At 36.1% G+C, this 2,244-nt stretch carries 2 protein-coding genes; both read right to left on the bottom strand.

Translation table 11 applies throughout. The features are described from left to right. Nucleotides 1–679: 679 nt before the first annotated feature. Nucleotides 680–883 (bottom strand): cold shock protein CspC, encoded by a 204-nt coding sequence (cspC, locus tag H540_RS0122020; RefSeq protein ID WP_028402406.1) that lies wholly within the window; start codon nt 881–883, stop codon nt 680–682. A 933-nt stretch (nt 884–1,816) separates the two neighbouring features. Continuing rightward, complete coding sequence (locus tag H540_RS0122015; protein WP_028402405.1) at nt 1,817–2,044, bottom strand: hypothetical protein; 228 nt, start codon at nt 2,042–2,044, stop codon at nt 1,817–1,819. Nucleotides 2,045–2,244: the final 200 nt, after the last annotated feature.

The following is a 2,244-nucleotide window of genomic DNA, read 5'->3' as shown; positions in this document are numbered from 1 at the left end:
GCCATCCCCTCCTTGCACCTTTTATCTTTAATTCCATTATACCTAAAACGTCTATAAAAGTGTCATTCACTTTATATACGTCTGTAAAATGTTTTTCATACTTTTATAGACTTAAAAACGGACGATTCTATACAGTCCATAAATGTGTACCTTTTGGTACAATCAAAAATTTGTAAAGGTCAATGTAAATTTATAAACCCTTGTAAGTGATTTTTGTCACCTTTACAGACGTAAAACAAGGAAAAGTGCATTCGTTTATAATGGCATACCTTTATAAACGAAAAAAAGATCCCAAAGAATTGAGTGTTGAATAACAATAGAGTTGTTCCGCAAATGGGTCAGTTAATGGAATAAGATTCCTAAATACAACTGGATATTTATGTTAATATTGGTGTGGGATTGTGAAGAAATGTACTTAAGCTAACGGTCAGGTTAGTGAAAAAAGAAAGAATAAAATGTAGTTGTATTCGAAAAGAAAAATAAATAACTTATATACATTCCGCATATTGTCAATCCAGTATGTTATACTGTAACAAACCTTTGAAGCTTTTAATCTTTTACCATTACCTGTACCATCTCCCTACTCGAACGTTGAGTAGGGTTTTTTATTGAGTATTATACAGAGAACATAAAAAAACAGGCCCTATATAAAGAGCCTGTTTGTATAAACGATTTAAGATTAAGCAGCTTTTTTAACGTTAGCAGCTTGAGCTCCACGAGCACCTTGCTCAACGTCAAACGTTACTTTTTGACCTTCGTCTAAAGATTTGAAGCCGTCACCTTGGATTGCAGAGAAGTGTACGAATACATCGTCTCCATTTTCACGTTCGATAAAGCCAAAACCTTTTTCTGCATTAAACCATTTAACTGTACCTTGTTCCATTTTTGTTGCCTCCTAGTGCGTTACCACACATTGTATTACTATCCTTGCCCAAAGTATCATCAAGACGAAAAGTCGATATTCATACTATCCTTTACACCGAACAAAAATAATTCTTCTTTATCATATCAGGAAACGAAAAAAATTGCAAATTATTGGAATTTAACTAAAATGGTAAAAATCCGCAAAGAAAAAGAAGAGCAATCATGCAATATAAACAAAGAACTCATAATGACCATTCTAATTAAGTTATCTTTGTTGAACTAACGGGTGCTGGTTTAGTTGAAGAAAAATAAGTTAATTTGCATCCGTGTTTCTATTTTCGTTATTCCATTAAAGGGAGCTTTTCTTGAATAAGGAAGCGCCCATTCTCTATTTAACGGGGATTTGTTTTTCGGAAAATCCTTTAATCCATCTTTTCGAGGGGATGGGCAAAAACACCCTATTTCTAATTTATTAGACAACGACATTTAATTTTAAAGAAATTACGTCAAATAAAAAAGAAAGTCACATTTTAAGGTGAATTTTGTTGGTCTCAAATACCTTCGTTATTGGACAAAACAGCCCTTAGCGTAAGAAAATTGAAGTTCCCCCTTCCAGAAAATGTATTAGCGTATAATATACGCGTTTTGCCGTCAGAACCCCTTATAGGCTTCAGATACCTTAGCACTAACAAACGGTTAAAACACTGAGGCGGGAATAGGGGAGCCCCTAACGCGCTACGCGTCACGCCTCCCCTAACCAAACACAATAAAAACACCTGTAACGGACAGTCTGTTAATTCTGCCTGCCGCGCTGTCCATATATTTATTGTTTAAGGGACACATGATTTAATTTTCGCTTTAATTGCGATATACGAGCAGGTGTTACACCTAGCATTTCCGCTAGTTCCTTTCCTTTTGCGCCAGGATAGCGGCGCATAGCTTCTTCTAGCTGTCATAACATGTCTTCCGTACGTTTCTTACGTTCTTCGTTATATTCTTCCATTGGACGTATTCCGGCTTCCCTGCGCTTCTCTACCTTGCGATCGTATTTCTCTACGCTGTCTATAAGGAGTAGCGCCCGCAAAACGCGAATATTGTACGCTAAGAAAATTTCGACATAAAATAAGCTGTTTTTTCTACTGTAAGAATAAAGAAATAAAAAGGACCAACGATTGTTCATTGGTCTACTAACTTGTTTAGTATTTTATGTCAAGAGAAGATGGGTCGAAGTTTGTGTCCACTCCTCCATATCCCAACTCCCAAACTCTGTACACTTTTGCTTTAATGGAGTTAGTATAGTTCTATGGACACATCTTTGTGTGGTCAGTACAATGAATGACAGAAAGGATGTGTCCAGACATGGAACGCAAACATTACAAC

It is taken from the genome of Ectobacillus panaciterrae DSM 19096, from assembly GCF_000430785.1.
In the GTDB taxonomy this organism is placed as follows: domain Bacteria; phylum Bacillota; class Bacilli; order Bacillales; family Bacillaceae_G; genus Ectobacillus; species Ectobacillus panaciterrae.
Note: the sequence above shows the minus strand (reverse complement) of the source record. Positions and strands in the feature narration are given on the sequence as shown.